This window comes from Lentzea sp., assembly GCF_035525475.1.
Taxonomy (GTDB): Bacteria; Actinomycetota; Actinomycetes; order Mycobacteriales; family Pseudonocardiaceae; genus Lentzea.
The window spans coordinates 57,259-71,829 of the sequence record NZ_DATLEC010000100.1 but is presented as its reverse complement, the minus strand read 5'-3'; the positions used below and the strand labels follow the sequence as shown (position 1 = coordinate 71,829).

15 protein-coding genes are annotated in these 14,571 nt (G+C 70.3%); 1 reads left to right on the top strand and 14 read right to left on the bottom strand.

The features are described 5' to 3' along the window. On the top strand, positions 1 to 937 hold a 937-nt coding region (locus tag VM306_RS17785; RefSeq protein ID WP_325516165.1), incomplete at its 5' end, for an isocitrate lyase/PEP mutase family protein. Here VM306_RS17785 and VM306_RS17780 read toward each other — a convergent pair. From VM306_RS17780 to VM306_RS17715, 14 genes are all read right to left on the bottom strand, one after another. After that, the gene (locus VM306_RS17780; RefSeq protein WP_325516163.1) at positions 906 to 1,862 is read right to left on the bottom strand and encodes a lysophospholipid acyltransferase family protein; all 957 of its coding nucleotides are present in this window, start codon (positions 1,860 to 1,862) and stop codon (positions 906 to 908) included. The genes VM306_RS17785 and VM306_RS17780 overlap by 32 nt on opposite strands. Before the next feature lie 16 nt (positions 1,863 to 1,878). Continuing rightward, positions 1,879 to 2,916, bottom strand: coding sequence for an NAD-dependent epimerase/dehydratase family protein (locus VM306_RS17775; protein WP_325516161.1), 1,038 nt, complete (start codon positions 2,914 to 2,916; stop codon positions 1,879 to 1,881). Between the two features lie 248 nt (positions 2,917 to 3,164). Then, the gene (locus VM306_RS17770) at positions 3,165 to 3,266 is read right to left on the bottom strand and encodes a 30S ribosomal protein bS22 (RefSeq protein WP_015105422.1); all 102 of its coding nucleotides are present in this window, start codon (positions 3,264 to 3,266) and stop codon (positions 3,165 to 3,167) included. A 121-nt stretch (positions 3,267 to 3,387) separates the two neighbouring features. Continuing rightward, the gene (locus VM306_RS17765; protein ID WP_030477960.1) at positions 3,388 to 3,600 is read right to left on the bottom strand and encodes a helix-turn-helix domain-containing protein; all 213 of its coding nucleotides are present in this window, start codon (positions 3,598 to 3,600) and stop codon (positions 3,388 to 3,390) included. 129 nt (positions 3,601 to 3,729) lie between these two features. Next, complete coding sequence (gene proC / locus VM306_RS17760) at positions 3,730 to 4,539, bottom strand: pyrroline-5-carboxylate reductase (protein ID WP_325516158.1); 810 nt, start codon at positions 4,537 to 4,539, stop codon at positions 3,730 to 3,732. A gap of 49 nt (positions 4,540 to 4,588) precedes the next feature. Continuing rightward, positions 4,589 to 5,371, bottom strand: a complete 783-nt coding sequence (locus tag VM306_RS17755) for a thioesterase family protein (RefSeq protein WP_325516156.1) — start codon at positions 5,369 to 5,371, stop codon at positions 4,589 to 4,591. Further along, positions 5,368 to 6,264: a proline dehydrogenase family protein gene (locus VM306_RS17750; RefSeq protein WP_325516153.1), complete on the bottom strand. Its 897-nt coding sequence runs from the start codon at positions 6,262 to 6,264 to the stop codon at positions 5,368 to 5,370. The genes VM306_RS17755 and VM306_RS17750 overlap by 4 nt, the downstream gene beginning before the upstream one ends. A 487-nt stretch (positions 6,265 to 6,751) precedes the next feature. Beyond that, a complete protein-coding gene (locus VM306_RS17745) occupies positions 6,752 to 7,600 on the bottom strand; it encodes a sugar phosphate isomerase/epimerase (protein ID WP_325516151.1) in 849 nt (282 codons plus the stop codon). Then, a complete protein-coding gene (locus VM306_RS17740; protein ID WP_325516149.1) occupies positions 7,597 to 8,916 on the bottom strand; it encodes a hypothetical protein in 1,320 nt (439 codons plus the stop codon). Before VM306_RS17740 ends, VM306_RS17745 begins: the two co-directional genes overlap by 4 nt. Further along, complete coding sequence (locus tag VM306_RS17735; RefSeq protein WP_325516147.1) at positions 8,916 to 9,896, bottom strand: Ppx/GppA phosphatase family protein; 981 nt, start codon at positions 9,894 to 9,896, stop codon at positions 8,916 to 8,918. Before VM306_RS17735 ends, VM306_RS17740 begins: the two co-directional genes overlap by 1 nt. Positions 9,897 to 9,923: 27 nt before the next feature. Beyond that, positions 9,924 to 10,604, bottom strand: coding sequence for a response regulator transcription factor (locus VM306_RS17730; protein ID WP_030477953.1), 681 nt, complete (start codon positions 10,602 to 10,604; stop codon positions 9,924 to 9,926). Beyond that, positions 10,601 to 11,773, bottom strand: coding sequence for a sensor histidine kinase (locus VM306_RS17725; RefSeq protein WP_325516144.1), 1,173 nt, complete (start codon positions 11,771 to 11,773; stop codon positions 10,601 to 10,603). Before VM306_RS17725 ends, VM306_RS17730 begins: the two co-directional genes overlap by 4 nt. 199 nt (positions 11,774 to 11,972) lie before the next feature. Then, positions 11,973 to 12,719: a phosphoglyceromutase gene (locus tag VM306_RS17720; protein WP_325516142.1), complete on the bottom strand. Its 747-nt coding sequence runs from the start codon at positions 12,717 to 12,719 to the stop codon at positions 11,973 to 11,975. 142 nt (positions 12,720 to 12,861) lie between these two features. Further along, on the bottom strand, positions 12,862 to 14,427 hold the full coding sequence (locus tag VM306_RS17715; RefSeq protein WP_325516140.1) for a 4-coumarate--CoA ligase family protein: 1,566 nt from the start codon (positions 14,425 to 14,427) through the stop codon (positions 12,862 to 12,864). Positions 14,428 to 14,571 lie beyond the last annotated feature (144 nt).

Genomic DNA, 14,571 nt, shown 5'->3' with positions numbered 1-14,571 from the left:
GGCGGCCACCCGCGCGTTCGCGGAGCGCCTCCGCACCGGGAACCCCGCCCCGCCCGTTCCGGTCACGCGCAGGGCCGCTGAGCACGGCACGATCGAGGTCGGCCTCGAAGGTCACCCGTTCGGCCACGGCCCGCACGCCTGCCCCGGCCGCGACATCGCCACCAGGCTCGCCAAGAACATGGCGTTCCGGGCCATGCACGAGCAGGACGAGCCGCTGGTCCTCCCCAACGCCTGGGACCACGCCTCCGCCGCCGCCCTGCACGCGAGCGGCTTCCTCGCGATCGGCACGACGAGTCTCGGCGTCGCCGCCGCGCACGGGATCGAGGACGGCGCCGGGCTCGCCGGGGAGCAGGCCGTGGGGCTCGCGCGGATGCTCGCCGGACTGCCCTGCCCCGTCACGGCCGACCTGGAGTCCGGGTTCGGCGCGGTGCCGGAGGAGGTCGGCGAGCTGGTGGCCGGGCTCGGGGTCGCGGGCGTCAACCTGGAGGACGGCAGGCCGCACGGGCTCGCGTCCCCGCTGGAGCAGGCTCGGTTGATCACGGCCGTCAAGGAACGCGCGCCCGGCGTGTTCCTCAACGCCCGCATCGACACCCACTGGCTCGGCGTCGCGCTCGAGGAGACCGAGGAGCGGGCACGGCGGTACGTCGACGCCGGCGCGGACGGGATCTTCGTGGCCGGCCTGACCGGGCCGCGCGACATCGAGCGGCTCGCGGCGCTGGCGCCGTTGAACGTGCTGGCCCAGAAGCGCACGCCGAAAGAGCTCGGCGACCTCGGCGTGAAGCGGATCAGCACCGGGTCACTGCTGTTCAGGGCCGCCCTGCACCACACCGTCGCGACCGCACGTGCCGTGCGCGACGGGGAACCGCCGGCCGAGGCGTTCGGCTACGCCGAGGTCCAGGACCTCGTCAGCCGAGGAACACGTTCCGACGCTGGGTGAGCAGCCGGTACAGGGTCTGCTGGATCGTCTCGCGCACCTGGTCGGTGAGGTTGAAGACGAGCATCGGGTCGTCGGCCGCGTTCTCGCCGAAGACGTCCGTGCGGATCGGCTCGCCGAACTCGATGTACCACTTCGACGGCAACGGGATCGCGCCCAGCGGCCCGAGCAGCGGGAAGAACGGCGTCACCGGGAAGTACGGGAAGCCGAACAGCCGCGCCAGCGCCTTGATGTCGCCGATCATCGGGTAGATCTCCTCGGCACCGACGATCGAGACCGGGATGATCGGCACGCCCGTCTTCAGCGCCGCCGACACGAAGCCGCCGCGACCGAAGCGTTGCAGCTTGTAGCGGTCCTTGAACGGCTTGCCGATGCCCTTGAAGCCCTCCGGCCACACGCCGACGAGCTCGCCGGACGACAGCAGGCGCTCGGCGTCCGCGTTGCAGGCGAGCGTCTGGCCGCCCTTGCGCGCGAGCGCGCCGAGCACCGGCGTGCGGAACACGAGGTCCGCGCCGAGCCCGCGCAGGGGCCGGTGCGCCGGGTGCTCGGACGCGATGCCGTAGGACGTCATCAGGGCGTCGAGCGGCAGCGTGCCGGAGTGGTTCGCCACGATCAGCGCGCCCCCGGCCATCGGGACGTTGTTCAGGCCGATCGTCTCGACCCGGAACCACTTCTCGTACAACGGCTTCAGCGGCGGCATCAGCACGTTCTCGGTGAGGTCGCGGTCGAAGCCGAACTCGTCGACCTCGTAGTCGCCGGCGATCCGCCTGCGTGCGAACGACAGCAGGTCGGTCAGCCTGCGTTCCCAGTCCGGTGTCGCGGACTGCTGCTCCGGCTCCGGGACCACCTCGACGTGGCGCGCTCTGCGCGCGGCGTCGCGTTCCGGGTCGTGCAGCGGGATAACGCGTGCTCCTGCCACTGCGTTCATCTCCTCATCGCGGATCTCAGCGGAAACGCGCCGCTGCGTCGAGGATTCCCCGCTCGGCAGCGACAACGGTCTCCGGGTCGATGAGCGGCTTCAGGCCCCGTCCGCTCACGTAGTCGTCGAACGCCTGCTGGGTGGTCCACCGCGGCGCGAACCCGAAGTCCTTCTTCAGCAGGGTGGTGTCGACCACGCGCCCCCAGTTGAGGAACCTCATCTGGTCGGGCGAGAAGTCGACGAGCCGGGCGCTCCGGAAGAAGCCACCGACCGTGGGCACGGCGGCACTGGGCACCGGCAGGTTCAGCCTGCCCGCCCGCCTGATCGCCTGCGACAACAGCAGAACGCCGTCGCCGCCCACGTTGAACACACCGGGCAGCTCGTGCAGCGTCGCGCGCTCCAGGACGGCGAGCGCGTCCTCGGAGTGCAGCAGCTGCACGCGAGCGTCGTAGCCCAGCACCGTGGGCACGACCGGGAGGGCGAAGTAGCGGGTCAGCACCGTGTCGATGCGCGGCCCGATGAAGTTGGTGAAGCGCAGCGTCGTGACGTCGACGTCCGGCCTGCGGCGGCCGAACCCGCGCACGTACCCCTCGACCTCGACGGCGTCCTTGGCGTACCCGGACGACGGCAGGTCCCTCGGGCTCATGTCCTCGGTGAACACCGCCGGGTCGCGGCTGCTGGACCCGTACACGGCGCTCGTGGACTTCACGACGAGCTTGCGCACCCGCGGCGACTTCTGGCACGCGGCCAGCAGCTGCATGGTGCCGATGACGTTCATCTCCTTCATCGCCGTGCGACCGGTGGGCCCGGCCGGGTTGGCGGTGACGGACGCGTGGACGACCGTGTCGACGTTCGCGGTGGAGATGACCTTGCTGATCAGCGGGTTGCGGATGTCGGCCCGCACGAACTCGGCCCTGCCCATCCTGCGCAGGAGGTCGCGCGGCGGCGGCTCGGTGTCCACGCCGAGCACGCGCTCGATGTCCGGGTTCGCGGCGAAACGCGCGGCCAGGTGGCCGCCGAGGAAGCGGCTGACTCCGGTGACGAGAACGACCTTGGGCGTCATGCGACTCCAAGCACGAGGGCGGTGCGACTGGTCGATGCTACAAGCCGGAGCGGAAACAGGGCGGGGCCGGAACGCCGTCTTGACGCAGGTCACGCAGGCTTTACGGCCTCATCACCCGAACGGAGGTGACGTTCCAGGGTTTCGCGCAAGCGTCCCGAAGGGTGAACTTCCCGCCGCACGCCAGGAGAAACGCGACCGCCGCCGGCCTCCTGCAAGAGGAGACCGGCGGCGGCAGAGCGCTAGCGGGCTTACTTGCCGCGCTTCCTGCGCTGGACCCTGGTCTTGCGCAGCAGCTTGCGGTGCTTCTTCTTCGACATGCGCTTGCGGCGCTTCTTGATGACCGAGCCCATGCGTATTTCCTTAGCTCTAGACGTTGCTTTGACTGGCGCGCCCCAGCCTTGGCCGTGTCAAGCACGGCGCGCCGGTAAGCACGATCGGCCTACCAGTCTACCCGGCGGGGTTCGCCAGCTTTCAGCCAGCGTCGAAGTACGCGTTCTCGAGGTAGGCGTGCACGGCTTTCTCGGGCACCCTGAACGACTTTCCCACCCGCACCGCGGGCAGTTCGCCGGAGTGCACCAGCCGGTACACGGTCATCTTCGAGACCCGCATCATCGAGGCCACTTCGGCCACGGTCAGGAACTGCACCTGAGCGAGGCCTGTTCGTTCGTTCTCCTTCGCAGGCATGAATCACCGCATCCTTAGACACGTGTCGTGCCGTCGGTCTTCCCCACCGACGGTTCGACACGCACGTGCTGCCTTGAGAGTAGCGGGACTGGTGTGACTCCTGCGACGTCCAAGCGAGGTGAGCTTCGCTCAGTCCTCGTGTTGCCTGCCGAGTTCGACCGATCGGTCGCGTGCGGACTCGATGGCGGCGAGGAGGGCGGCACGCACGCCGTGCTTCTCCAGCTCGCGGATCGCCATGATCGTCGTGCCCGCCGGGGACGTGACCGCCTCGCGCAGGATGACCGGGTGGTTCGAGCCCTCGTTGAGCATCGTCGCGGCCCCCACGGCCGACTGGATGATCAGCGTGGAGGCCAGGTCGCGCGGGATGCCGAGCAGGATGCCCGCGTCGATCATCGCCTCGACCAGGAAGAAGAAGTAGGCGGGACCGGAACCGGACAACGCCGTCACCGCGTCCTGCTGCGACTCCGGCACGACCGCGACCTTGCCCACGGTCGAGAGGAGCTCCTCGACGACCTTGAGGTGCTCCGGCGTGGCGTTGGACCCGCCGGACACCGCGCTCATGGCCTCGCCGACGACCATCGGCGTGTTGGGCATGACCCGCACCACCGGCGTGCCCTCGGGCAGCCTGCGCTCGAACAGCGCCGTCGGCAGGCCCGCGCACAGCGAGACGATGAGCGTGCCCGCCCGCAGCACCGGCCTCAGCTCGGTGAGCAGCGGTTCGATGTCCTGCGGCTTGACCGCCACGATCAGCACGTCGGCCCTCTCGGCCGCGCCCGCGACCGTGACGGCCTCGAACCCGTACTGCCCGGTGAGCGAGCGGGCCCGGGACTCGTGCTTCTCCGTGAACATCAGATCGGTGGCCGCGCGGCCACCCTGCAAGAGCCCGGACAGCAGCGCCTCACCGATCTTGCCCGCGCCGAGCACCGCGATCTTCGTCATCGGTCAAGTCTCACACAGCGCCCTCGGACAGCGCCCTCGGACAGCGCTCTCAGACGGCGGGTGTCAGCGCGAGCTGCCTCGCCTGGCACACCAGCCGCCCGGCCGAGTCGATGACCGTGGCGTCCTCGTCGAACCACTGCCCGTGCACCGCCTGGCAGGTGACGTGGATGCGCAGCCACCCCGGTACCGGCCGCGCCCGCAGCAACGCCGTCAGCTGCACCGTCGGCGACCACCCGAAGCGGCCGAGGTTGAACGTCACCGGCATCGACAGGTCACCCGCGAGCAGCGCGAAGTAGGGGTCCGGCTGCTCGTCGAGGGGCCGCGCCCACAGCTTGAGCGTCAGCGGCCCGTCCGTGCGACGGTCGAGGAACGTCGCGCTCTCCCGGTCCACCCGCAGGTCGCAGAGAGCGCCCACCTTGTAGGCGCCACCGGTCGGGAACGTCGCCATCTCCACCGCACCGGGCGGCGGCGCGGCGGGGATCGACGGCAGGTTCGCGTAGTCGGCGCGGTGCTCGGGGATCCGCCCCGTCGTCACCGAGGCCTCGACGCACACCTGACCGCGCTGCTCCAGCGTCACCGCGATGACGGTCGCCGTCCGCCCCGACTTGCGCACGTCGGTCCTGACCAGCACGGGCCCGACCTCGGGCGCCCGCAGGAACTGCGCCGACACCGCGAGCGGGTCGCCGTTGGCGACCTGGGCCGCCGCGCGCGTCATCACGGCGAGCAGGAAGCCGCCGTGGGGCTTGGGGCCGACGGTCCACTCGGCGGGCAGGGAGGCCGTGAACGTTCCGTCACCGAGCGACCGGACCGCACTGGACTTCGAGAAGGTCATGAGCGGCTGGCCAGCGACCGCAGGAAGAAAGTCACGTTGGCAGGCCGTTCCGCAAGTCGCCGCATCAGATATCCGTACCACTGCTCGCCGTAGGGGACGTAGACCCGAGTGCCGAGGCGCTTCTGCTCCTCGGTCCGGATGCCGTAGAGCATCTGGTACTCGAACTCCGTTTTGTCATACCAGCGTGCCCTCTCGCCGATCACCTCGATCAGGCGGGGGTCGTGCGTGGCGAACATCGGGTACCCCTCACCCGCCAGCAGGACGTTCAGGCACCGCACGTAGTTCAGGTCCACCTCGTGCGGATCCTGGATCGCCACCTCCGGCGGCTCCGCGTAGGCGCCCTTGACCAGCCTCACCCTGCTGCCCGGTCCCGCCAGCTGCCCGCAGTCGTCCAGCGTGCGGTGCAGGCACGACTGCAGCACCGCGCCCACCCACGGCCACGTCCTGCGCAGCTCGTGGAGGATCCGCAGGGTCGAGTCGGTGGTGGTGTGGTCTTCCATGTCGAGGGTGACCGTCGTGCCGCACTGCTCGGCTGCCGCGCAGATGCGGCTCGCGTTCGTCAGGGCCAGCGACTCGTCGAGTGCTTGTCCCACTGCCGATAGTTTGACGCTGACTTCGGCGTTCTCGGCCAGGCCGGCGGCGTGCAGGGCGTCCAGCAGTTCCAGGTAGGCCTGGACTGTCTTCTCGGCCTGGGACTTGTCTGTCGTGTCTTCGCCCAGGTAGTCCAGGGTCACCGGCAGGCCCAGTTCGCGGACTGCCTCCACGGCGTCTTGGGTGGACTCGCCCGCTACGAAGCGTTTTACGACGTCGCGGCTGATCGGGGCGTTGGCGACCAGGTGGCGGACCGCGTCGTTGCGAGACGCGGCCATGATCAACGCTCGCAGCGGGTTCACATCCGGAACCCTAACTCGCCAGTCGACTTGCCGGGTGGGAGTGAGGTCGTGTTGCCGGTCGGCTTGCGTTGGCTGGTTGCGGTTCCAGCGGAGGGGTCACCGGCCGTGCGTCGGGTCACCTTGCGAGGGGTGGTTGCGCGGGCAGTGTCGACGCTTCGGGGTTCATCGCCGCTTCGCGTCGATAGCGATTGGGGCACACCGCTTCCCAGCGGTTCACAAGGCTGTCCGGCTCGCTTCGCATCGCCCCTGGCCGTACCCGGCAGGTGCCTGAACTGGCCTTTTTCAGCGCGGCCGGAGTGTCAGACCTGCCCGGTACGTTGGGTCGCGGGGGAGCCACAACGCAGGGGTACCCCTGCGTCAGCGTGCCTGCCAGGCACCCACCTGGGCGTTCCCGGCAGTGCACCGCACCTGGGCGCTCCTGGGCGCGACGAGGTCGGATCGGGCGTGTGGCGGTGGCCGGTCAGGTGAGTTCGTTCTGTTCGGGCGGTCAGCGCGGCAGGGGTGGGCGAGCCTTTCCCGTGCCGTTGCCCTCCGCCGGCCAGTCCAGGTGCAGCCGTGCGAACAGCAGCGCCTCCGCCAGCATCTCCCGCCTGGCCGCCGGGGACGCCGCGCGGCGGGTGTTGACCTCCAGCACCACCTGGCCGTCGAAGCCTGCCCTGGCCACCAGCTCGCACAGTTCCGCGCACGGCTGGGTGCCTCGGCCGGGGACCATGTGCTCGTCCTTCGGCGCGCCGGAGCCGTCCGCCAGGTGGATGTGCCGCAGGCCGTCGCCCATGCGCTTCGCCAGTTCCAGCGCGTCCATGTGCGCTGCGGCCGAGTGCGAGAGGTCCAGCGTGTAGTTCCGGTGGCCCACGTCGGTCGGGTCCACGGAGGGTTTGAAGGCGTTCATCTCCACCGAGCGGCCTCGGCCCAGTGGGCGGCGCACCGGGAACATGTTCTCCACGGCTATCGCTGTGCCGCTCTCGTCCTCCAGTGACGCGACCAGGTCCGCGAAGCCGTCCGCGTACTTGCGTTGCCACCGGAACGGCGGGTGCAGCACCACTGTGGGTGCGCCCAGGTCCTGGGCCGCCGCCACCGCCCGCCTGAGGCGTTCGGACGGGTCCGGGGACCAGACTCGTTGCGAGATCAGCAGGCACGGGGCGTGCACGGCCAGGACCGGCATTCCCGATCGGGTCGACAGGCGGTCCACGGCACGGATGTCCTGCGACACCGGGTCGGCCCACACCATCAGTTCCACGCCGTCGTAGCCCAGGTCGGAGGCGATCTCGAACGCCGCTCCGGCGGGCTGCGGGTAGACCGATGCCGTGGAGAGCCCGACCGGGATGCGGGCGGTCAACTCTTCACCAGCAGCATCGCCGCTGGTGAGACTGTCACGATCAGGCCCACCAGCACGGCCAGGACGGTGGTCTGGAGGTCGTCCGCTCGGCGGATCTTTCGTACCAGCAGCACCAGGCCCACGGTAACGGCCAGCGCGACCACCAGTGCGGCGGCGGGGATCGCGCGCCAGAGGTAGTTGAACGCGAGCCACAGGCCCGCGCCGCCCAGCACGCCGACCGCCAGCTGGCCGATCATGATCAGCCACTCCTTGCCGGGGGAGCGCTGGGGGCCGTCGCCGAGGTCCTCGTCGGCCTCCTCGACGTCGTCGAGGCCCGCCGGGACCTCGTCCTCGTCCACTTCCTCTTCGTCGTCGGCGAGGTAGTCGTCCTCGGCGCGGTAGGCGGCGTACTCCTGCGAGTCGTCCTCGTCCACGTACGGGGCGGGGTGGGCCGCCGTCGACTCCATCGGCGGCATCGACAGGACGGTCTTGGCCGCGGGGTCGTCGTCGTCACCGAACCAGGCGTCCGGCTGGTTGTTCGGCAGCGGCTCCGGCAGCTTCCGCGGGGCGGGCGGCACGATCAGCACGGACTCGGTGTCGAGGGCGGCGATCTTGTCGACCGGCGCCTTGGCCGGGATGCGCGGGAGCTGCTCGGTCATCGCCTCGCGCGGGGGCATGCCGGGCTTGGGCACCGGGGTCGGCGTCGGGGGCTGCGGCGGTGCCGGGCGCGTGATGTTCGTGCGCGACGGCGAACCCGTCTCGAGGCGCGAGGCCACGGCGTCCGGGCGCGGCATGTCCGGGCGGGACAGGTCGGGGCGCTTCAGGTCGGGACGGGACAGGTCCGGGCGGGACAGGTCCTGCCTCGACGGCGCGTCCGGGCGCGCGGCCTCGGGCCGGGGCAGGTCGGAGCGCGACGGCTGGTCGCGCACCTGCGGCACCTGCCTCGTCTGCTCCGCGGCGGCGGGAGGCGGGGGTGCCGGGGCGGGTGCCGGTCTGCGGACCTGCGGCTGCGCCGGCGGGGCCACCGGCGGTTTCGGCTGGTAGGCCGTGCGCTCGGCGGCGGGCGGTGCCGCTGCGGGCGGGACGGGGGGTTCGGGAGCCGCGCGACGGCCGGCCGGGGCCACGTCGTCGTCGCGGATCGCCATCAGCCGGCCGCTGTCGGACAGGACCCGCTCGATGATCGTCTGGGGCGCGGTCTCCGGCTGCTGGGCCTCGTCGGGGTCGTCAGCTGCCCGGCGGCGTCGCCGACGTGGCGCACTCTCCGGGCTGCCGCCGTACTGGGCGAGCAGCTCAGCGACCGTGCGCTGCGTCTGGTCCGATCCGCTCTCTCGACTCATCAACTCCACCGTGCCCCGGACTGTCGCGTCCGTCCAGTATCGCTCTGGTCCGTCCCGTCAGTGTGGTCCAGCCGCCTGAGGATGACACCCTCCCGGAGCGCCCAGGGGCAAATCTCCAGTTGCGTGAGTGACAGGGCTCGCATCGTTGCCTCCGCGACCAGTGCGCCCGCCAGGAGCTGGTGTGCGCGCGAGGTGCTCACGCCCTCCAGTTCGGCGAGGTCACCGGCCGACATCCGGGAGATGAACGCGATCAGCTGCCGCAGGCCCGCGTCGGTGAGCACTCGGCGTGCCCTGGGCCCGGCAGACGACGGCGCGGCCCCGGTGAGCCGCGCCAGCGTTCGGAAAGTTTTTGAGGTCGCAACCACCCGATCGGGTTCCCCCGCGCGTTTCAGCTTCCGCGCCACGGGCGCGAGCTGCTCGGCGAGCCAGTCGGTGGTCTCGCGGACCTCCGCGCGCCGGGGCGGGTCCTTCTTGAACCGGGTCCTGGTGAGCCGGCCCGCGCCCAGGGGCACGGAGAAGGCCAGATCGGGGTTCTCGTCACGGCCGATGGCGAGCTCCAGGGAGCCGCCGCCGATGTCGAGGGAGAGCAGCTTGCCCGCGGACCAGCCGTACCAGCGGCGGACCGCGAGGAAGGTGTACTTCGCCTCGTCCTCGCCGGAGAGGACCTTGAGGTCCACGCCGGTCTCGGTGCGCACCCGGTCGAGCACTTCGGCGGAGTTGCCCGCCTCGCGCACGGCCGAGGTCGCGAACGCCATCAGGTCCTCGCAGCCGGCCCGCTCCGCCGACGCCTTCGCGGCGGCCACGGCTCGAACCAGCTGGTCAGCACCTGTTTTGGAGAGCTGACCCCGGGCGTCCAGCTGCTCTGCCAGACGCAGGATCGTCTTCTCGGACGTCGTCGGGATGGGGTGGGCACCACGATGCGCGTCCACCACCAGAAGGTGGACGGTGTTGGAACCCACGTCGAGAACGCCCAGGCGCACGCGGGAAACGGTACCTGGTCGTGTCCGTCAGGACTCGAACTTGTAACCGAGACCCCTGACGGTCACCAGGTGACGCGGGGCCGACGGGTCGGGCTCGATCTTGGAGCGCAGCCGCTTGACGTGCACGTCCAGCGTCTTCGTGTCGCCGACGTAGTCCGCTCCCCACACGCGGTCGATCAGCTGGCCCCTGGTCAGGACGCGGCCGACGTTGCGCAGCAGGTACTCGAGGAGGTCGAACTCCTTGAGCGGGAGGCTGATGTCCTGGCCCGCGACGGTGACGACGTGGCGTTCCACGTCCATGCGCACCGGGCCGGCCTCCAGGATCTGCGGCAGCAGGTCCTCGGACTCGCCGCCGCGGCGCAGCACCGCGCGGATGCGGGCGATGAGCTCGCGCGCCGAGTACGGCTTGGTGACGTAGTCGTCCGCGCCCAGCTCCAGGCCGACGACCTTGTCGATCTCGCTGTCGCGCGCGGTCACCATGATCACGGGGACGGCGGAGCGCTGGCGCAGCTGCTTGCAGACGTCCGTGCCGCTCATGCCGGGCAGCATCAGGTCGAGCAGCACGATGTCGGCGCCGTTGCGGTCGAACTCCTCGAGCGCCTCCTGGCCGGTGGCGGCGAGCGCCGCGGTGAACCCCTCCTTGCGCAGCAGGAAGGCGAGCGGATCGGCGAAGGACTCCTCGTCCTCCACGATGAGCACCCTGGTCACAGCTCTCCTCCGGTGTCGCCCGCGCCGGTGTGGACGGGGGTCGGGTTGGGTTCGGCCGCCGCGGCCGGGAGCCGCAGCGTGAAGGTGGACCCCGTTCCTGGCAGGCTCCACAGCTTCACCTCACCGCCGTGGTTGGCGGCGACGTGCTTGACGATCGCGAGCCCCAGGCCGGTTCCGCCGGTCGCACGTGACCGGGCCTTGTCGACGCGGTAGAACCGCTCGAAGACGCGTTGCTGCTGGTCCTCGGCGATGCCGATGCCGCGGTCGGTGACGGCGATCTCGACGTGCCCGTCCACGAGCCTGCGGCTGACGGAGACGGGGCTGCCGGGCGGGGAGTACGCGACGGCGTTGTCCAGGAGGTTCGTCAGCGCGGTGACCAGCAACGACCGGTCGCCCGGCACGACGTACCCGCTCGGCTCGTCGGTGGTGATCGAGATGTCGACCGACTCGGCGGCGAGCTTGGACCGCGACAGCGCCTCGTTGATCACGACGTCGATCTCGGTGTCGGACAGCTCCGGCAGCTTCTCCGCGCCCTGCAGGCGCGACAGCGCGATGAGCTCGGTGACGAGCGTGCCGAGGCGGGTCGCCTCCTGCATGATCTTCGCGCTGAAGCGGCGGACCTCGTCCTGGTCGTCGCTCGCGTCCAGCACGGCCTCCGCCAGCAGCGCGAGGGCGCCGACGGGCGTCTTCAGCTCGTGGCTGACGTTGGCCACGAAGTCGCGCCGCGTCTTCTCGAGCCGCACCGACTCGGACTCGTCCGTGGCGTCGATGAAGATGAAGTCGTCGATGAGCTGCCGGACCTCGGCGTGCACGGCCTCCGGCTGGCGGCCTCCGCGCTGCCCTTCGAGCGGCGAGAGGTCCACGTAGACGACCTCGTCGCTGTTGAGGACGGCTTCCGCAGCCTTGCGCGCGCGGTCGTCGACGCGGTTGTTGCGGACGACCCCGAGCTGCTCGGCACGCGGGTTGTGCAGCACCACGTCGCCGAAGTGGTTCAGCACCACGATGCCGTTGTGCGAGTCCTGGACGATCCGCTGGATGAGATCGCCGACCGTCAGCCCGTCGGGCTGCTTCGGATGCCTGGGAGCGGTGAGCCTGCCAACGAAGAATGCGGCGATCACGCCGATGAGCGCGACGCCGATCGACACAGCGAGGTAACCCGTTGTGGTCACGGGCGAATGGTAAGCAGCTGGAAGGTGTCCTGGCCTAGTACACAGGCGTGAACCGTGACGCCTATGACACCTTGGGGCCAGGTTGTTTCTCCCCTGGTCAGACCTCGTTCACCCAACCGTGTCCTCAGGACCGCCGGCGAACGAGAAATGCACGCGCGCACCGGCAATCGGTACACGCGTGCATTTCCCGGAAAGTGAGTTACCTGCCCTGGTTCGCCACTGCCGCGATGGCGTCCTTCGCGGCGTCGGGGTCGAGGTACTCGCCGCCCGGCTTGAGGGGCTTCAGGTCCTCGTCGAGGTCGTAGCGCAGCGGGATGCCGGTCGGGATGTTCAGCCCCGCGATGGCCTCGTCCGAGACGCCGTCGAGGTGCTTCACGAGCGCGCGCAGCGAGTTGCCGTGGGCGGCCACGAGCACGGTCTTGCCGGTGCGCAGGTCCGGCACGATCGACGACTCCCAGTACGGGATCATGCGCTTCACGACGTCGAGCAGGCACTCGGTCAGCGGCAGGTCGGGGCCGAGGTCCGCGTAGCGCGGGTCGGCGTCCTGGCTGAACTCCGAGCCGGGCTCGATGGGCGGCGGCGGGGTGTCGTAGGAGCGGCGCCAGAGCATGAACTGCTCCTCGCCGAACTCCTCCAGCGTCTGCTTCTTGTTCTTGCCCTGCAGGGCGCCGTAGTGGCGCTCGTTGAGGCGCCAGTCGCGGCGGACCGGGATCCAGTGCCGGTCGGCGGCGTCGAGCGCCAGGTTCGCGGTCATGATCGCGCGGCGCATGAGGCTGGTGTGCAGGATCTCCGGCAGGACGCCGGCCTCGCGCAGCAGCTGGCCGCCGCGGCGGGCCTCCCGCTCGCCCTTCTCCGACAGGGGAACGTCCACCCATCCGGTGAACAGGTTCTCCGCGTTCCACGTGCTCTCGCCGTGGCGGAGCAGCACCAAGGTTCCGACAGACATGGCGGTTAGCCTGCCATGCCGCCCCTCTCGCCGTACCCCGGCAGGTCGGCGTGATCCACGCCATGTTGCTCGCCGGTGCGGACGCCGATCCCGACGGGAACGCCCCGGCGGCGTTCCGCCGGGGCGTTCGTCGTTCGCTCGATCAGGCCTGTTCGCGGGCCCTGAGGTCCTTGCGCAGGATCTTGCCCGCGGCCGACTTCGGGATCGCCTCGATGAACTCCACGACCCGGACCTTCTTGTGCGGGGCCACGTTCGCCGCCACGAACGCCATCACGGCGTCCGCGTCGATGGACGAGGTGGGCTGGCGCACCACGAACGCCTTCGGGACCTCCTCGCCGTCCGCGTCCTTCACGCCGATGACCGCCGCGTCGGCGATCTCGTCGTGGGTCAGCAGCACGGCCTCCAGCTCGGCCGGCGGGACCTGGTAGCCCTTGTACTTGATGGGCTCCTTGACGCGGTCGACGATCGAGACGATGCCGTCCGCGTCGATCACGGCGACGTCACCGGTGTGCAGCCAGCCGTCGGCGTCGAGGGTGGCGGCGGTGGCGTCGGGGTTGTTCAGGTAGCCCTTCATGACGTTCGGGCCCTTGCACCACAGCTCGCCGCGCTCGCCCACGCCGACGTCCTCGCCGGAGGCGGGGTCGACCAGGCGGCACTCCAGGTTCGGGATGATCACGCCGACGGTGCCGACCGAGATGTCGTCGCGGCCGTCCGGGATGGCGTGGCTGACCGGCGACATCTCCGTCATGCCGTAGCCCTGCACGACGCGGCAGCCGATGCGCTTGCGCACCGCGGCGGCCAGGTCCTCGTCCAGCGGCGCCGCTCCCGAGAACAGCGTCTTGAGCGGGGAGAGGTCGTAGTTGTCGACGATCGGGTGCTTGGCCAGGGCGACGGCGACCGGCGGGGCGATGTAGACGCGGTCGGTCTTGTACTCCGCGATGACCCGCAGGAACTCCGGCAGCTCGAACCTCGGCAGCGTCACGACGACACCGCCGATGTACAGGCCGCTGTTCATCAGCACCTGCATGCCGTAGATGTGGAAGAACGGCAGCACGGCGAGGATCCGCGTGTGCGCCCCGACGTCGGCCATGATCGGGTCGCACTGCACGAGGTTCGCGACCAGGTTGCGGTGCGTCAGCATCACGCCCTTGGGCAGGGCGGTCGTGCCGGAGGAGTAGGGCAGCACCGCCACGTCCTCGGCCGCGTTGATCTCGACCTCGGGCACCGGGTGCGAGTTGGCCAGCAGCTCCGGCAGCGACGGGTAGCCCTCGGCGCCGTCCAGCACGACGACGTCGGTGACGCCGGCCTTCGCGGCGCCCGGAGCGGCGTTGGGCAGCAGCACGGAGACCGTGAACAGCATCTTCGCGCCCGCGTCGTGCAGCTGGTGCGCGACCTCGTCGGCCGTGTAGAGCGCGTTGATCGTGGTGGCGGTGGCGCCCGCGCGCAGGATGCCGTGGAACACGACGGCGTAGTAGGGCGTGTTCGGGCTCAGGATGCCCACCACGTCGCCCTTGCCGATGCCGCGCGCGGCGAGGGCGGCGGCCATGCGGTCGATGGCACCGGCGAGCTGGCCGTACGTCATCGACGCACCGGACATGCCGTCGATCAGCGCAACCCGGTCCGCACGGTCGGCGACGTCGCCGAACAACAGCTGGTGCAGCGACACGTCCGGGATCTCGACGTCGGGAAACGGACTGCGAAAGACCATGCGGCGACCTCATTCACTCGCTGTACACCCAGCCTGTGGGCTCATCGTGATCCAGCCCACCGGGTGGGTCAAGGTCGCATGATCGCTACAGACGCGTTACTTAGCGCGACTAAATACACTCGAATGGAGCAATACAATCACTTG

Coding starts and splice junctions, on each gene's coding strand:
- VM306_RS17720 (WP_325516142.1), bottom strand. CDS start 12,719: ATGTCTGTCGGAACCTTGGTGCTGCTCCGCCACGGCGAGAGCACGTGG.
- proC (WP_325516158.1), bottom strand. CDS start 4,539: ATGACGAAGATCGCGGTGCTCGGCGCGGGCAAGATCGGTGAGGCGCTG.
- VM306_RS17740 (WP_325516149.1), bottom strand. CDS start 8,916: ATGAGTCGAGAGAGCGGATCGGACCAGACGCAGCGCACGGTCGCTGAG.
- VM306_RS17765 (WP_030477960.1), bottom strand. CDS start 3,600: ATGCCTGCGAAGGAGAACGAACGAACAGGCCTCGCTCAGGTGCAGTTC.
- VM306_RS17775 (WP_325516161.1), bottom strand. CDS start 2,916: ATGACGCCCAAGGTCGTTCTCGTCACCGGAGTCAGCCGCTTCCTCGGC.
- VM306_RS17780 (WP_325516163.1), bottom strand. CDS start 1,862: ATGAACGCAGTGGCAGGAGCACGCGTTATCCCGCTGCACGACCCGGAA.
- VM306_RS17755 (WP_325516156.1), bottom strand. CDS start 5,371: ATGACCTTCTCGAAGTCCAGTGCGGTCCGGTCGCTCGGTGACGGAACG.
- VM306_RS17715 (WP_325516140.1), bottom strand. CDS start 14,427: ATGGTCTTTCGCAGTCCGTTTCCCGACGTCGAGATCCCGGACGTGTCG.
- VM306_RS17770 (WP_015105422.1), bottom strand. CDS start 3,266: ATGGGCTCGGTCATCAAGAAGCGCCGCAAGCGCATGTCGAAGAAGAAG.